Annotated in this window: 15 protein-coding genes; 7 read left to right on the plus strand and 8 right to left on the minus strand. The window is 38.1% G+C overall.

From position 1 onward, the window contains the following. The first annotated feature begins 66 nt into the window (after positions 1 to 66). From Ana3638_RS06175 to Ana3638_RS06195, 5 genes are all read left to right on the plus strand, one after another. Complete coding sequence (locus Ana3638_RS06175) at positions 67 to 1,251, plus strand: DUF58 domain-containing protein (RefSeq protein ID WP_161837246.1); 1,185 nt, start codon at positions 67 to 69, stop codon at positions 1,249 to 1,251. Further along, positions 1,248 to 3,647 carry a transglutaminase-like domain-containing protein gene (locus tag Ana3638_RS06180; protein ID WP_161837247.1) on the plus strand — a complete coding sequence of 800 codons (2,400 nt, stop codon included), beginning with the start codon at positions 1,248 to 1,250 and terminating at the stop codon, positions 3,645 to 3,647. Before Ana3638_RS06175 ends, Ana3638_RS06180 begins: the two co-directional genes overlap by 4 nt. A gap of 45 nt (positions 3,648 to 3,692) precedes the next feature. Further along, on the plus strand, positions 3,693 to 4,643 hold the full coding sequence (locus tag Ana3638_RS06185) for a M23 family metallopeptidase (RefSeq protein ID WP_161837248.1): 951 nt from the start codon (positions 3,693 to 3,695) through the stop codon (positions 4,641 to 4,643). A gap of 433 nt (positions 4,644 to 5,076) precedes the next feature. Further along, positions 5,077 to 5,322 carry a hypothetical protein gene (locus Ana3638_RS06190; RefSeq protein ID WP_246240825.1) on the plus strand — a complete coding sequence of 82 codons (246 nt, stop codon included), beginning with the start codon at positions 5,077 to 5,079 and terminating at the stop codon, positions 5,320 to 5,322. A gap of 96 nt (positions 5,323 to 5,418) precedes the next feature. Further along, positions 5,419 to 7,392 (plus strand): glycerophosphodiester phosphodiesterase family protein, encoded by a 1,974-nt coding sequence (locus Ana3638_RS06195; RefSeq protein WP_161837249.1) that lies wholly within the window; start codon positions 5,419 to 5,421, stop codon positions 7,390 to 7,392. A 24-nt stretch (positions 7,393 to 7,416) separates the two neighbouring features. On the opposite strand, the gene Ana3638_RS06200 is transcribed toward Ana3638_RS06195, so the two are convergent. The 8 genes from Ana3638_RS06200 to Ana3638_RS06235 all read right to left on the minus strand — a co-directional run bounded on the left by Ana3638_RS06200 (position 7,417) and on the right by Ana3638_RS06235 (position 15,058). Further along, positions 7,417 to 8,253, minus strand: a complete 837-nt coding sequence (locus tag Ana3638_RS06200) for an ABC transporter ATP-binding protein/permease (protein ID WP_246240827.1) — start codon at positions 8,251 to 8,253, stop codon at positions 7,417 to 7,419. Between the two features lie 40 nt (positions 8,254 to 8,293). Next, on the minus strand, positions 8,294 to 9,160 hold the full coding sequence (locus tag Ana3638_RS06205; protein ID WP_161837250.1) for a pentapeptide repeat-containing protein: 867 nt from the start codon (positions 9,158 to 9,160) through the stop codon (positions 8,294 to 8,296). A gap of 12 nt (positions 9,161 to 9,172) precedes the next feature. Continuing rightward, a complete protein-coding gene (locus tag Ana3638_RS06210; RefSeq protein WP_161837251.1) occupies positions 9,173 to 9,502 on the minus strand; it encodes a PadR family transcriptional regulator in 330 nt (109 codons plus the stop codon). A gap of 408 nt (positions 9,503 to 9,910) precedes the next feature. Beyond that, positions 9,911 to 11,653, minus strand: coding sequence for an NADH-dependent [FeFe] hydrogenase, group A6 (locus Ana3638_RS06215; RefSeq protein WP_161837252.1), 1,743 nt, complete (start codon positions 11,651 to 11,653; stop codon positions 9,911 to 9,913). Positions 11,654 to 11,686: 33 nt separating this feature from the next. After that, the gene (nuoF, locus tag Ana3638_RS06220) at positions 11,687 to 13,474 is read right to left on the minus strand and encodes an NADH-quinone oxidoreductase subunit NuoF (protein WP_161837253.1); all 1,788 of its coding nucleotides are present in this window, start codon (positions 13,472 to 13,474) and stop codon (positions 11,687 to 11,689) included. 3 nt (positions 13,475 to 13,477) lie between these two features. After that, entirely contained in the window at positions 13,478 to 13,852 is a 375-nt protein-coding gene (locus tag Ana3638_RS06225) for a (2Fe-2S) ferredoxin domain-containing protein (RefSeq protein ID WP_161837254.1), read from the minus strand. Between the two features lie 139 nt (positions 13,853 to 13,991). Beyond that, the gene (locus tag Ana3638_RS06230) at positions 13,992 to 14,549 is read right to left on the minus strand and encodes an ATP-binding protein (protein WP_161837255.1); all 558 of its coding nucleotides are present in this window, start codon (positions 14,547 to 14,549) and stop codon (positions 13,992 to 13,994) included. Between the two features lie 14 nt (positions 14,550 to 14,563). Beyond that, positions 14,564 to 15,058 (minus strand): NADH-quinone oxidoreductase subunit NuoE family protein, encoded by a 495-nt coding sequence (locus Ana3638_RS06235; protein WP_161837256.1) that lies wholly within the window; start codon positions 15,056 to 15,058, stop codon positions 14,564 to 14,566. A gap of 486 nt (positions 15,059 to 15,544) precedes the next feature. On the opposite strand from Ana3638_RS06235, the gene Ana3638_RS06240 reads away from it, so the two are divergent. Both Ana3638_RS06240 and Ana3638_RS06245 read left to right on the plus strand, forming a co-directional pair. Then, the gene (locus Ana3638_RS06240; RefSeq protein ID WP_161837257.1) at positions 15,545 to 15,895 is read left to right on the plus strand and encodes a DRTGG domain-containing protein; all 351 of its coding nucleotides are present in this window, start codon (positions 15,545 to 15,547) and stop codon (positions 15,893 to 15,895) included. Then, a complete protein-coding gene (locus tag Ana3638_RS06245) occupies positions 15,892 to 16,314 on the plus strand; it encodes an ATP-binding protein (protein WP_161837258.1) in 423 nt (140 codons plus the stop codon). The genes Ana3638_RS06240 and Ana3638_RS06245 overlap by 4 nt, the downstream gene beginning before the upstream one ends. Positions 16,315 to 16,389 lie beyond the last annotated feature (75 nt).

Here is a 16,389-nt window from a genome sequence, read left to right on the forward strand (position 1 = left end):
AATAAGCATAGAAATCTGATTTGTTTTTATCGTATAAAATATAAAATAAGGCAGGAAGGTATTTTTATGTTTTTTAACCGTTTATTATTATTTATTTTGATAATAGCATCAGGAATTTTTGCCTCTAATTTTGGGGGAAATGTTTCGTATGCTCTTTTTTATATGAGTTTATGTATCCCGGTCATATCATTGATATACACCTATTATGTATACCTACGGTTTCGGATTTATCAGGAAATCGGGCAAAGAGTATTGGTAAAAGGAGAATTAATACCCTATTCTTTTACCATTGCCAATGAAGATTATATTACTTTCAGAAGCGTTAAGGTTAATTTCCTTCATGATAAATCTACCATATGGAATGGGGAAGAGATTAAGGATTATTGCCTTTTACCCGGTCAAGCAGAGAAAATGGAAACGAAGCTTCGCTGTAATTACCGGGGAGAGTATTGTGTAGGAGCCAATACGGTAGATATTATCGATTATTTGTATTTATTTCGAATAACATACCCAATTGCTTCAAAATTAAAAGTAACTGTTCTTCCCCGCGTTGTTCCAATATCCAGGTTAGGAATTGCACCGGTTAAAAGGGATGTTAAAAATTCTCCCCAGCTTCATAACGCTGAGCAGGATGCCATGGATATTGTTACCAGAAAATATCAGACCGGTGATAGTAAAAAACAGATACATTGGAAATTAAGCGCAAAGAAAAATCAATTGTTCAGCCGGAATTACATCACCAACCCAAAATCAGAAGTTATTATTCTAATGGATTTAAGGCCAATTCATGAAGATGACTTAACTACGGTTATAATAGAAGATCAGATTATTGAAAGTACTTTAGCGATAGCAAATTATTGTAAAGATAATAAAACCGATGCGAGGATTTATTATGAGCAGTCAGGTTTAAAAACAGATGTTATACGGGGGAAAACAGATTTTGATTTATTTTACAAAAGGTGCATTGAAATACATTTCAATGCACAGGTTCCATTAGAAGAGATACTTGGGGAAAGTAAAAGTTATGCGGGAGAGAACAGCTTTTATATTCTAATTACCCACAATTTGGATTTTAAACTATATAAATCTATACTTGAAGTTTCGGAGAATGGCAGTGAGCTATCCCTGTTGCTTATTCGGGATAAAGTGAATCCCGATGAGGAAGAAATTATTAAAAGTATGAAACTTTCCGGTATTACAGTCAAATTAGTCACAAGAGAGGATGAAACCTTGGAGGTATTAAATGCATGAACGAAAATACTGCTGTTTCCCGAAGACTGACGGTAACTAACAGTTTTCTTATTACTCTGGCATTTGGTGTTTTTTTAAATAGTTTATTTCATTTAAGAATTTATACCATTTTTAACCTGTTCCTATGTGTTATATTTTTAGGGTTGATTTATCTGTTTGATCAATATAAAAAAAACCTGGCCACCTATTTTTCTCTATTTGGTCTTTTTGTTGTAGGTATCTTTATCAGTATATTTTTTCAAATAAATTACATAAATGGGATTGATAAGGTTTATAAGTGGTGTCTTATTTATAATGGGGATGAAAAACTGTATGACAGAGGATGTGCCCTGGCTGTAAGCGCAGGTATCTTACTGGCCGGCAGTATACTTACTTATATTCTGCACCGGTTTAAACGGGTAAAAAGCATTGTTTCTGTTTTATTATTTGTTTTACTTATTCTATCAGCAGTTTATAAAATAAATATTCCTAAAATATCCGTAGGAATTGTTATCTTTTATGATCTGACCGAATTGGCCGAATATTGCGGAAAGCTTTTTAATAGAAACAGCAATAGGGTTAATAACAGTATAGCTACTATTTATCTGGCACCTGCCTGTCTTATTATAGCTATATTATCAGTTTCTTTCCCCTCCCATGCTGAACCGATACAATGGAGGGGAGTTATAGACCTTATGCATAAAATGGAGGAAAAAGGCTCACTATTAATGACTCAGTTACAATATTTTATTGATCGGACAGGGTCGGAATTTACCCTTAATTTTTCAGGTTACTCGGAGGAGGAGAGTGAACTTGGCGGTGACATAAATATAAATAATGTAACTGCCCTAAAGATCAAGACACAGAGTAAAAGTACGGCGAAAGGTTATTTAGTTGGTTCTATCAATGACATTTATACAGGACGGAAGTGGGAAAGAAGTGAGGCAGAAAAGGAATATAGCCATGAAGAATATTATTATGACTTTTATGAATTGCTGAATGCCTTTGCCAGGGAAGAAGAAGCGGGCAGAGATTTAACTAATTTAGTAAAAAAGAAGAGTTATAACATTGAGTATTATGATATTAGAACCAGATCCCTATTCTATCCATTAAAAACCTTTCAGATAAATTTTAATAAATCTGTTAAATACAACGAAACCTACCAGGGTGCATTTCTTTATGACAGAGCAAAAGGAGTGGGAACTAAATATGAGGTCCAATATTATGAACTTAATCTAAGCAGTGAACGATTACAGGAAATGCTTCGAAATGCAAAAGAGACAGATTATATGGTATCAGAATATGCCATAAATAAAGCCGCAAAAGATATTTTTGATTATAATACTTCGGGCAGTCAATTTGATATAATTGGGTTAAAAAACGATTTACTCCGCCGATCCCAGGAGATAAAAAAACAATATACCCTCCTGCCGGAAAACCTGCCGGACAGGGTAAGAAATCTTAGTTTTGATTTAACCAGAGGCCTGAATAATAATTACGATAAATTAAAGGCAATCGAGGCTTATTTAAATAAATTGCCTTATACCACCAAAATAAATAAGACGCCAAAAGGGGAAGACTTTGTTGATTACTTTTTATTTGAACAGCAAAAGGGGTATTGTACTTATTTTGCATCGGCAATGGGTGTATTGGCAAGATGTTTAGATATACCGACCCGTTATATAGAGGGATTTGTAGTTGATTATAAAAATCCGGACAGCAGCAATACCTATAAGGTTTTAAGCAGCAGTGCCCACTCCTGGGTCGAAGCTTATATAGAAGGAATCGGCTGGATACCGTTTGAACCAACACCTTTGTATTATGCAGGACGGTATACCCTCTGGGCGGAGGATAACTCCGATTACCCATATCACGATTCCGGTGTTACCATTCCCCAAATCACCGGTGTGCCTCCTTATAATGAAGGCCTGGTTAACGGGAATACACCAGGAGCAGAGGAATCCGATAAGGTTAACAAAAAAAGTTACGTGCTTCCCGTACTTGGAATTCTGGTTAGTATTCTAATTTTATTTATCGGTATTATTTTAATTTATTATGGAATATTAGTAAGAAAATATGGTAAGAAATTTAAGAGTGCGTCAGATAATTTAAAATTATCACTAACCCTGGCAGAAATCCTGCACTATCTGGATAAAGAAGGTTTTCGTATATCTTCAGATGAAACTCTGCTTTCCTATGCAACGAAAATCGGTGATAAAATTAATTTTAACCATACCAGTTTCTTAAGTATTGTAACGGTATATATGGGTGTCAGATACGGGGAATATGAAGTAAAAACGGAAGAACTTAAGCTGGTTATGGATTTTTTAAAGTATTTTAAGTATCATCTGCAAGAAAAATTGGGTAAAAGAAGAATGTTTTTTGATAGATTTTTGTTTCTACATTTTTATCAATGAATAAAACTATCATTTCTGGTGAAAATATATCTAGAGGTGATAATAATGAAAAAACATAGCTTAGCTGAATTTTTCAAAAGCAAGAGCTTTTATGCGTTATTATGTGTCGGTGCTTTGGCAATTGTAGCGATTACTATGGTGGCTTTAAATCAGACATCAAACAAAGATCAAGGTAACAATTTGGTGGATTTAAATGAACCGATTGTTTCAGATGTAGCTGATAAAGACAACAGTAACCAAACCCAGAACCCACCGGCTGTTAATAACCAGGCCTCGTCAACTGCTGCTAATAATAAAGAGGGCACTAGTAAGACTGAGGTAGCACAATCCAATCCGAATACCCAGAGTGATATCACTGAGCCGGTAACGGATGGCAGCGTTTTAGAATTTGATGCTGAAGACGACCCAGAAAGTGTTGCTGCTAACCCCACAGATGCACAAGATGGTACTAAATCAGATTCTACTACGAAAGAAACGGCAAATGCGGCAACAACGAAAGATGCGGCAGATGCAACTGAAAAGACAGCTTCTTCTGAACCAAAGAAAGAATCGGAAGAGGTTATGACGCCGGATTCCCTGTATTTTGATACGGATGATGGTCTGTTATGGCCGGTAACCGGTAATATTTTAATGGACTACAGCGTAGACAGGGTTGTTTATTATGAAACATTAGAGCAGTTTCGTGTAAATCCTGCCGTAATTATTGATGCTGAAATTGGTACTAAGGTACTTAGTGCAGCAAAAGGGGTTATAACAAAGATTACAAAGGAAGATGAAACAGGTACCACCGTAACAGTTTCTCTTGGAAATGGTTTCAGTGTTGTTTATGGTCAGCTTGATGATTTAAATGTTAAAGTAGGGGATATGGTAAAAGAAGGACAGGAAATAGGTGTTGTAGCAAAACCTACTAAATATTTTACAGTAGAAGGCAGCAATCTTTATTTTCAGGTTTTAAAGAATGACAAAACAGTCAATCCTATGCTGTATTTAAGATAAACAACAAGCAAGCTTAACAGCGGTTAATTAAAAAAACGTTACTAAAAGGCTGCCCTCTATGAGATCAGCCTTTTTTATTGTTTGCCTTTTCCAATCTACAATTAAAGCTATAAAAAAACTCTTTTTGACAGGAACATAACTTATATGGTTGAATATAATAATGTATAAAATGTAAGGGAATAAGAGATACATATCTACAACAATCCGCAACCGAAACTCTTATACCTTATATTTTTCTTTTTTGAAAAGCACTTATTTTATTCGGCTGCTTGACATAGATATGATTAAAAAATGGGTAAACAATGATCTTGTGTCTTGTTTACTCATTTTAAATTCTTGACGAAAGAGAGACTTAGTTTTAATATAGGATATATATAACTGAAATGAGGTTAACGTAACAGGGGTATTTGTTTTTTAAGGGAGGTTAATAATTATGTGGTTTTGGAACCGAAGAGAAATATATCATGGTTTTTCTTTAAAAATGCAGGCAGATGTAAGAGATATATTAAAAGCGAACCATATAAAATATGATTACAGAATAATTAATTTGAATAATAAGGGGCTTGTAAGAAGCGGTAATTTTGGCATCAATCGCGATTTTTCGATGGAATATTATATTTACGTATCAAAAAAGGATTATGAATACGCATCCCACTTGTTAGGGAATCCAATGATCTAAACTGATATTCAATAGACAGCTTGGTCCATTTCTATATTTTATTATATTGATTTACATAATAAAAAGTATTAGAATGATAAGAAAAGGACTTAAATTATGCTGCATAATCGAGAACGAAAAAGTAATAGAATATTTAATAATAGAAGAATTTTTACAAATACCCTTAAGTTATTAGTTCAGCATAGCATTTCACTGTTTTTCGGCCAAGGTTTATTAATTGGTTTATCTATATTGCTGTTAACTCCGTTTATTTCATTACTATACCGTTTAGCACTATCTTTAACAGGCTACAGTTATGTAACCATAAAGAACTTCGGTTATTTTTTATTAAATCCCCTTATTTTGATTTTATTAATATTTTTGTTTGCTGTAATAGGGGTATTTTTATTATTGGAGGCCTGTTATCTCATTACATTTTTTACACTGATTGAAAATGATGAAAAACCATATCAATTCAGAGTATTGCTTTTATCATATAAAAAACTTCTTTTTATATTCATCCGAAGAAAATTTACTTTACTGCCGATGGTGTGGTTTATTACACTGTTATCAAATCTTCCTCTTTTTATTTTTGTTATGAAAAGAGTCCGGTTTATTCGTTTTTTAGCTGATAATATATGGGATAAACCTTTAGCCGTACCAGTGGCAGTAATTATAATCGCTGTTCTTAGCTGGTTTATGATACGGAGGTTGTTTTTATTTTTATATTCTTTAATTGAGGGTAAATTTTCTGCTAATTCCCGGAGGGATAAAAGGAAATTAAGCAGAGATAATGAAAATAAAGAGAATAAAGTTAATAAAGAAAACAATAAAGATGATGCAAATCAGTTTGATTTAGAAACAGACAGTAGATATTGTGATTCCATAAATCAGGGTTATATGAAAAAAACCAAGTCTTTTCGTACCTTGATGTATTTCTTAATTTGGAATATTGGTATTGGTTTTGCAGTTTTAGCATTATTTATTTTTACAATGGCAATTACCGCAATATTTATTAGTGGAATACCGGATAAGAGTCTGGCGTTTGCAACTTTTCTGACAATGATAGATAAGATGAACGGCTATTTTATCGTAGGGATCTTTGCTATAAATACAACAGCTAATTTTGCACTTTTCACCCATTTGTTTTTTCAATATAAGCTGGAATTAAACGAAAATATAAATATTGATCATTCTGCGGATTATATTGTAATCCGTGTTGGATCATATAAAACGGTAATTCAGGTTACGATTGCTATATTTATACTGGTTAATTTTTATTTCTTTTTTGATATTATCAGAAACGGTTCACCACTGGATTATATGAATCTGGATATGATCAAGGTCACGTCTCACAGGGGATTTTCCGGAGATGTTCCTGAAAATACGTTGCCGGCAATTGAAAAAGCGATTGAGGAGCAGGCAGACTTTATTGAGGTTGATGTCAGAATGACAAAAGACGGAGAATTGGTTTTACTTCATGACAGTAACTTAAAACGGACTACCGGCTTAAATAAGAATATCTGGGATGTTAATTATTCAGATTTATCTTCTCTGGATGCAGGAAGCTGGAAAAATAAAGTTTATATCGGTACACCTATTCCCACCTTAGGGGAAGTATTTGACTTATGCAAAGGAAAAGTCAACTTAAACCTTGATTTAAAGTTCCACACGAATAAGGAAGAGCTGGAGGATAAGGTGGTAGCCTTAATCGAGGAATATGAAATGGAATGGCAGTGTGTCATCAGCTCAACCAATCTCCCAACTCTGGAAAAGGTAAAACTTTTGGATCCGGATATTCGTACCGGTTATATAACTTATCAAATATACCGTGGATATTTAGCAGATGATATTATTGATTTCTTTAGTATAAGATCCAATCTCGTTACCAAAACTGTAAGCAGTGAAGTACATAAGTCCGGTAAAGAAATACATGTATGGACGGTTAATTCTAAAAATGAACTGGAGAGAATGAAACGACTTGGTGTTGATAATGTAATTACCGACGATCCATCCTATGCAAAAGAAGTATTATATCAGGAAGAGTCGAACCGCTTTTTAATCACGCTATTAAAGATAATGATGGAGTAAACACATAACAGAACCCAGTAAATATTAAGCGGCTTTGCGTTTGTAAGCCCTCATTGCGACAAGATACGCGACAATTGCAATGCCCAAACACCAAACGAGCGCGATCCAAATGTCATTACCGACAGGCTGCCCGGTGAGCAGAGAACGTGTCGCATCAACGATGGAGGTGACGGGTTGGTTTTCGGCAAAAGCGCGAACAGGTGCCGGCATAGAAGCGGTTGGTACAAAGGCCGAGCTAATAAATGGCAGGAAGAGAAGAGGATAGGAAAACGCTTCATCCAGATACTGTGTAGTCAGAAATACCGTCGTGCCATTATTAGCAAGCTCTTTGACAGTCTTCCAAACCTCAATGCGCGCCTCGGGGTCAAGCCCGGTGGTCGGTTCGTCGAGGAAAATGAGCTGCGGTTTTCCTACCAGGCTCATGGGTATGTCGAGTCTGCGGCGCATACCGCCCGAATAGGTGGAAACTCTGCGGCTTCCGGCATCGGTCAGGCCGAAGCGTTTCAGTAAATCATCCGCGACCTGCCGGGGATTTATGAGGTGGCGCAGCTTGGCAATCATAATGAGGTTTTCCCGCCCGGTCAAGATCTCGTCAACAGCGGCGAATTGCCCGGTCAGACTAATCGACTGACGCACATAATCGGGCTTTGCCACAACGTCAAAACCGCCTACGGCGGCAGTTCCGTTATCCGGTTTCAGCAGCGTGGTTAGAATTTTGACAATCGTTGTTTTGCCCGCACCGTTGGAACCGAGCAAGGCGAAAATACTGCCTTTTTTTACCTCAAAATCCACGACCTTTAGAACCAGAAGTTTCTTGTAGGACTTTTGCAGTCCTTTCACTTCAATTGCTTTGTTTTGCATATTCTTCACTCCTTATATGCTGGTGCAAAGCCAGACAAAATTAAATGATGGTAACCTTTGACAAATCGGCCGCCATGCCTTTGAGTAAAGCGTAGGTCAGCTTATCCATCATGGCTCCGTCAAAGCAGATGGTTTTGATGGCACGGTAATATTTTTTAGTCAAGGCATACGGTGCACGGAAAGATACATTCTTGAGTGTAGCGTCCCTAAAAGTAACGTTGTTCAGTGCCGCATTGTCAAACTTGACGCCAATAAAGGTCTGCCCATCCAGGCACATTCCCGTCAGGTCGGAATATTTGAAGTCTACCCCGTTGAAGATACATCCTTTAAAGGTCGTTTTTCTAAGGTCGGTCATGGTTAGCTTGACATCAGTTAGATTTACACCTGTGAATTTTGTCCCGATTAGCCCCGACATGCTGAAGTTGGTGCGTACAAGGTTGGATTTGTTGAAGCTTGCATCCGTAAGGTCGAGGGTAGAGAGATTGCAGTCAGTTAGATTTGCGCCGTCAAAATTAGCTTCACGTACATCGCTGCTCTTAAATGAGCTGCCGGTCAGATCTGCACCCGAAAAGTCGGAGCCGCGCAGTGCGCTCGCTGTAAATTTTCCGTTGCGCGCGATAACACCGGCGAAGTCACTCTTTGGCAGATTACTTGCACTTAAGTTTATCAATACCTGACTTTCCGGGGAGCGGGAGAGGTTTGCAACATCCTGTACTGTTTGCTCAATGTCGCCAATGCTGTCGATGGTCATCTGAAAAGCCGTTTCATCATCTTTGCCTTCGGCCCTAAGTTCATTAAAGCGTTCCTGTAAATCTAAGAGTAGATCAGCCTTTAGTTCGGCGGCACTTTTCACCCCATCGTAAGGTGCAAAAACGACATTCAAATAATTTATTAATTTCTCATTCATATCATCATCTCCTTATAATAAGTTATCAAGTACGCGCTTTGCGTATTCCCAATTGTCTTTGTTACTTGTATAAGTAGCTTTCCCTTTTTCGGTAATCCTAAAATACTTGCGCCGTCCGCCCTGAGATTCATCACCCCAATACCACTCAATATCACCGTCTGCCTCAAGCCGTCTGACACTGGAGTACATCGTAGCTTCCTTTAATTCATATTCGCCGCCTGAGCGTTCCGCAATCAGTTTGACAATTTCGTAACCATAACGGTCAGCTTCGGATAATAGCCTTAAAATCATTGTATCGGTATGCCCGCGCAACAGGTCAGATGTAATCTTATTCTCACTCATATTAACACCTCCATATTGGCATTATATATCATACTACTGTGACTGTCAATGTAATATTTTAAATATATTAGTTTGATAGTAAAACATGACAGGTAAAATATATTTTAATTTATACCAAACAGTTGATGTTATATCATTCGGATAAGGGAAGACAGAAGAAGCGTGCGGTCTTTGATTCAAACAGAATGGACGTTTTCAGCTTTTTAAGGATAAATCTAATATCAGAAAGAATTAGAGATTAAGAAACCGAATGAAACACCTTTTGGGAGTTTCTTCGGTTCGCGTGCGCGTTGGAATTATTGCAAGCAAGCTAGCTTATTCTCACTTTGCTTTCGCGGAAATAAAAGAAAAGTCCAGGGTGTTTTCCCTGGACTTCAATAGTCTTAAAAGACTTTTTCATTTATAAGATTAGTTTACACTTCTTTTTACATAAGTTGTATGAAGAACTTCATGAGCCTTATGGCTGCCCGGTTTACCGAAGTAAGTGCTGTATAATTCTTTTATAGCAGGATTTTCGTGGGATTTTCTATATGGCATGGAAGAATCCAAATCATAGAGAACTTTCGCACGAAGAGATCTGATATCATTGAAGTTACGAACACTTGCAGGTACCTGAGGCATACCGCCGCCGTTTACACAGCCGCCGGGGCATCCCATGATTTCAATGAAGTGATATTCTGCTTCGCCGGATTTCACTTTGTTAAGAAGTTCATTTGCATTCTTAAGACCGGAAGCAACAGCAACTTTAACATCCATACCTGCTACATTGTAAGTAGATTCCTTAATTCCCTCAATACCTCTGACTTCTTTAAAGTCTAAGCTCTTTAATTCTTCACCGGTTAAGGTTTCTACTGCAGTACGAAGTGCCGCTTCCATAACACCGCCGGTTGCACCAAAGATAACACCTGCTCCGGTTGACATTCCGAGAGGAGAATCAAATTCTTCGTCCGGAAGAGAAGTGAAATTAATACCAGCACGTTCAATCATCCTTGCAAGTTCTCTTACGGTAAGAGCGATATCTACGTCCGGAAGACCTGCTGCATCCTGATCGTCACGGCCAACTTCAAACTTCTTAGCGGTACATGGCATGATACTCACCATTACGATATCTTTCGGGTCAATGCCCATTTTTTCAGCGTAATAAGTCTTAGTAGTAGCACCGAACATCTGCTGAGGGGATTTACAGCTGGAAAGGTTCTCTGTCATATCAGGGAAATAGTGTTCACAATATTTAACCCATCCTGGTGAACAGGAAGTGATTAAAGGTAATACACCGCCGTTTTGAACTCTGTCTAAGAATTCATGAGCTTCTTCCATAATTGTTAAATCAGCTGCAAAATCAGTATCAAATACTCTGTCAAAACCTAAACGGCGAAGAGCAGCAACCATTTTGCCTTCCACGTTGGTACCAATGGGAAGACCGAAAGGTTCACCAAGGCCTGCACGAACGGATGGAGCTGTCTGTACAACAACGTGTTTGGTTGGATCTGCAATAGCTTTAAATACTTCGTCCGTATTGTCTTTTTCGGAAAGAGCTCCGGTAGGACATACGGCGATACACTGACCGCAGGATACACAGCTGGTTTCACCAAGTCCCATATCAAATGCAGATGCAATGGTTGTTTTAAATCCACGTTCATTCGGTCCGATTACACCGACAGCCTGAACTTTTTCGCAAACTGCGGAGCAGCGTCTGCAAAGGATACATTTATTGTTATCACGGTACATATGAGCAGCTGTATAATCAATCTCATATTGATTCGTTTCGCCGTCATATAAACTTTCATTTTCAACCTTAAGGTCTTTGCTTAACTTCTGTAATTCGCAGTTACCGCTTCTTACGCAAGATAAGCATTTTCTATCATGATCAGAAAGGATTAACTCTAAAGTTTTCTTTCTAGAATCTAATACTTTAGGTGTGTTGGTCCATACCTCCATACCTTCGTTAATCGGATATACGCAGGATGCCACAAGACTTCTTGCACCTTTCACCTCTACAACACATATACGACAGGCACCAATCTCATTAATTTCTTTTAAATAACAAAGAGTAGGAATGTCGATGTGTGCTATTCTGGCAGCTTCAAGAATTGTAGAACCCTTTGGTGCAGCTACGTCTACACCGTTTATTTTAATATTTACGGTTTCCATTATTGTCCTCCTTAAAGAAATAATCAATTGGTGTTACCTTTTGGAAATTGCACCAAAACGGCATTTTTCCATACAAGCGCCACATTTAATACATTTATCCTGATGAATGACATGAGCTTCCTTAACTTTGCCTTCGATCGCTCCGTTTGGACATACTCTTGCACAAAGGGTACAGCCTTTACATTGATCCGCATCGATTACATAGGAAAGTAATGCTTTACATACGCCCGCCGGACATTTCTTATCAACAACATGGGCAACGTATTCATCCCTGAAGTAACGAAGTGTGGATAATACAGGGTTTGGAGCAGTCTGGCCTAAACCGCAGAGAGAATTCTCTTTAATATGGTAACAAAGTTCTTCTAACTTATCAAGGTCTTCTAAAGTTCCCTGACCTTTTGTGATTTTATCTAACATTTCATACATACGTTTTGTTCCGATACGGCATGGTGTACATTTACCGCAGGATTCATCTACTGTGAACTCTAAGAAGAATTTTGCAATATCAACCATACAGTTATCTTCATCCATAACAATAAGTCCGCCGGAACCCATCATGGAACCGATTCCGATTAAGTTATCATAATCGATGGGGATGTCAAAATGTTCCGCAGGGATACATCCGCCGGAAGGACCGCCGGTCTGTGCTGCTTTGAACTTTTTGCCGCCCGGAATACCGCCGCCGATCTGTTCCACAACTTCACGGAGAGTAGTTCCCATAGGAATTTCAACAAGACCTGTATTTTTAATCTTACCACCAAGAGCAAATACCTTGGTTCCTTTGGATTTTTCGGTACCCATAGCTGCAAACCATTCAGCACCATGTAATATGATCTGTGGAATGTTAGCATAAGTTTCAACGTTATTTAAAATGGTTGGTTTACCGAATAAACCTTTCTGGGCAGGGAACGGAGGCCTTGGACGAGGTTCTCCTCTGTTACCTTCGATGGAGGTCATAAGAGCGGTCTCTTCACCACATACGAAAGCACCGGCACCAAGTCTTAAACCGATATCAAAATTAAATCCGGTACCAAAGATATCGTTACCTAATAAGCCGTATTCTCTTGCCTGAGCAATGGCAATTTCAAGACGTTCAACAGCGATAGGATATTCAGCACGAACATAGATATAACCCTGGGAAGCACCGATTGCATAACCGGCAATTGCCATAGCTTCCAATACAACGTGAGGGTCACCCTCTAATACGGAACGGTCCATAAATGCACCCGGGTCACCTTCGTCCGCATTACAGCATACATACTTCTGATCTGCGTCGTTTGCTTTTGCAAGTTTCCATTTTAAACCGGTAGGGAAACCGCCGCCCCCACGTCCGCGAAGGCCACTGTCTAAAAGAGTCTGGATAACCTGATCCGGAGTGTACTCGGTTAAAACTTTACCTAAAGCTTCATAACCGCCGGTACCAATATATTCTTCAATATTTTCCGGATTAATTACACCACAGTTACGTAGTGCGATTCTGTGCTGCTTTTTATAGAAATCAGTTTCATTTAAAGATTTAATACCGTCATCGGTAACTGTTTCATTATATAACAGGCGGGTAACAACCCTTCCCTTTAATAAATGCTCTGAAACGATTTCCGGGATATCTTCTACTTTAACCATGGAGTAAAAGGTTGCACCCGGATATATTATCATAATAGGGCCTAAGGCACAAAGTCCGTGGCAGCCTGTCTGAACGACTGATACTTCTTTGGTTAAGCCATTTTTTTCAATTTCTGCCTGCAGTGCGTCGATTACTTTTTGACTTCCTGAAGAAGTACATCCGGTACCACCGCAAACTAAAACGTGTGAACGAAACATGTCTTAAATCCTCCCTTCAGAGCTGATGGTGTATTTGCTGACAACCTGGCCGCGGATAAGATGTTGTTCCACAACTTCCAAAGCCTTTTCCGGTGTCATTTTAACGTAGGTAACTTTATCTTTACCAGGTTCAAATACTTCAACGATAGGTTCATATTGGCATAAACCGATACAACCGGTCTGTGTAACTGCAATGTTAGTTAAATTCTTAGTCTGAACAGCATCGGAAAGAGCAGTTAATACGGGTCTGGCACCACTTGCAATACCGCAGGTAGCCATTCCGACAACAACTCTGGTCTGGCTGTTATTTTCAGAACGTAAGCCAACCTGACCCTGCATCTTTTCTCTGATTGCTTTTAACTCTTCTAGAGTTTTCATATAATACCCTCCTTGTTAAAATTTAGACATTTAACCTGTTAAAAAATTGTCAAACTTTTCTATAATTGAATATTGATATCATACCGAACGGGGCAGATATCAACTATAGTTTAGTTCAGGACAAGCAATAACAGTTTAACTAAAAAATTCTTCCAGCGTCTACTTCTAATTGGTTTTCCTTAAGATATTCTTTTATATAGGATGATACCTCAGGTACGTCAAAAGGTACACCCTCAAGGATTTCTCGAAAATCCCTGGTATCTAATGTAAAGCTTTTCTCATCTACTTTATAGATGTATAAGAAATCTATTGTAGTATTCAATGTAATTAAGGTGTGTATGGTACTGGTCATATCGCCTAAGGGCATACGATCAATATGGGATAGAACAAATACAGCAGTAATTATAGTTCCCAAGCCGGGTTTTGAGTCGATACAAAAATCACCACCGGCAGCCAGGGCTGCATACTTAAAAAAAGGTACCCCCAGTCCCACTGATCTGGTTGTTCGGGTTGTATAAAATGGATCTTCTACCTTAGTTATCTGCTCTGCCGTCATTCCACATCCGTTATCTGATATCGTAATGGTTAATCTGTTCTGTTCGTTGTTTATTTCTACTCGAATCTGTATAAAATCCGCATTTGCACGAATAGAATTCTGAGCCACATCCAATACATTAAGAGAAAGTTCTGTCATCATAGGATCAATATATGTTATTCATACTTAGCTAAGATATCCGGAAGCTCATCTACTGTTAATCTTCCATATACATCTTCGTTAATGGTCAGTACGGGAGCTAATCCGCATGCACCGATACAACGACAGGCATCTAAAGAGAATTTTCCGTCCGGTGTACATTCGCCGCCTTCAATCTTTAGCAGTTCCATTAACTTGTTATAGATATCACCTGAGCCTTTAACATAACATGCAGTACCTAAACATACGGATACTTTATATTTTCCCTTAGGATTTAATGAAAATTGTGAGTAAAAGGTTACAACACCATATATTTTTTCCAAAGGTATATCCATTTCATTAGAAATAATTTTCTGTACTTCAATCGGCAGATAACCATAGATGTGTTGTGCCTTCTGCAAAATCGGCATTAATGCGCCTTTGTCATCTTTGTGTTCGCTAATGACTTTAAGAAGTTCCGCTTCTTGCTCCTTAGTTCCGGCAAAAGGGACTGTTTTTTTCTGGGAACCCATTTTTTAACCTCCTTGATTCTAATCTTTTTCTGTTAATATCACTTCATGTTAATATGTTATACCGGAAGATGCCTATTCTTCCGTTGCGGTTTTATCCGCCGTTAACTAATAAGGCGGTTTTGTCCGCCGTTAACTTATAAGGCGGTTTTATCCGCCGTTAAACCAATGGCGGGTGCCTATTCCGCCATAAATTGAATTACAGAAAGTAACTGTTAACTTCCTATAACTACTTCACTGCCGCAGAGTGATTTTATACAAAAAACAAATATTATATAACTCTCTGTCGACAAACAACAACAGTATAGCACGTTATTGATAAAAAATCTACATATATTCGAAAATTCACATAACTTACTAATCTGCCCATAATTTTTTTATATTATTCTTGAAATTCATAATTAGTTGAAAAATACCTTTGGTAATGTTATACTATATTTATTTCGTATAGTAAAAATAACTGTTAGATTTGCATACTGGGAGGTTCTTATGACCGTTAATGATGTGAAAATGATATTAGATGCATGTATTTTATGCGGAGAGCAATATATAGGGAAAGAGGTCCATACGGCATGCGGCGCCGATATGATGAGTGACGTTCTTGCATTTGTGAAAGATCAATCCGTGTTATTGACCGGGTTATGTAATCCGCAGGTTATCCGGACAGCTGAAATGATGGATATCGTTTGTATCGTATTTGTGCGCGGTAAAAAACCGGATGAAGCCATGGTGGCTCTTGCGGAAGAAAGCGGGATTGTATTATTATCCACAGATCACAGAATGTTTACTGCCTGCGGAATGCTCTACGAAAAAGGTTTGCACGGAGGTGCATCCGATTGAGTAATCAAATTCAATTAACCTATAATGTTTCTCCTGATGATTTTACCAGGGCGGGAGAGGCCTCCAGTGATGTAAAGAGCAAATTAAAACAAATGGGTGTTAGTCCCGAAGTAGTTCGTAAGGTAGCAATTGCCATGTATGAAGGGGAAATTAATATGGTAATTCACGCAGACGGCGGAACCATTAACGTTATTATAACGGCAGATGAAATATTGATGATACTGAACGATAAAGGTCCGGGTATTCCGGATATTGAACTGGCTATGCAGGACGGTTATTCTACTGCACCGGATAATGTAAGGGCGCTTGGCTTCGGAGCCGGCATGGGACTTCCCAATATGAAGAAATATTCGGACGAAATGGATATTCAGACAGAATTGGGAGTAGGTACAACAGTAACAATGAGAGTATTTTTATAGTTAAAATAATATCAATAACTTAAAATAGATCGAACCGTTAATTTATTTGCCGTTACTTAGGCAATACCTTTCAAA

Source organism: Anaerocolumna sedimenticola, assembly GCF_009931695.1.
GTDB lineage: Bacteria > Bacillota > Clostridia > Lachnospirales > Lachnospiraceae > Anaerocolumna > Anaerocolumna sedimenticola.